This window comes from Ruegeria sp. AP12, from assembly GCF_056540025.1.
In genome coordinates this window covers 1-501 of sequence record NZ_JBQFVZ010000361.1, presented here as the reverse complement: position 1 = coordinate 501, position 501 = coordinate 1, and the positions used below count along the sequence as shown (strand labels likewise).

The following is a 501-nucleotide window of genomic DNA, read 5'->3' as shown; positions in this document are numbered from 1 at the left end:
AGTCGCTGTCTTCGACCAAGCCGATTGCAAAAGTGGAAGACTTCAAAGATTGGAAGTTCCGCTCGCCTCCAGGCCTTGCAACCAAGGTGTTCGCGGAACTTGGTGCTTCTCCGATCGTGATGGACTTCAACGAAATCTTCACGGCGTTGGAAACCGGCATCATTGATGGTGCGGATGCTGCGAACCTGACGAACAACGTGGGTCTGGGTCTGTACGAGATCGCAGGTCACACAAACTATCCCGGTTTCCACTCCATGCCCGCAGATCACCTGGCATGTCGCAAAGACGTTTGGGAAGCGATGCCTGCGCACCATAAGAAGATCATGGAAGTCGCAATGGATAGCCTGGCATTGCACAATGCGACCATCAACGAAGTGCAGAACGCTCAGACAGCAAAAGACCTGAAAGCAAAAGGTGTTCAGTTGTACGAATGGACGCCTGAAGATCTGGCAGCCTATCGCGCGGCCGTTCAGGTCGGTTGGACTGAGTTCGCAACGACCC

1 protein-coding gene is annotated in these 501 nt (G+C 53.7%); it reads left to right on the top strand.

From position 1 onward, the window contains the following. On the top strand, positions 1–501 hold a 501-nt coding region (gene dctP, locus ACR0E6_RS23215), incomplete at both ends, for a TRAP transporter substrate-binding protein DctP (protein ID WP_480587879.1).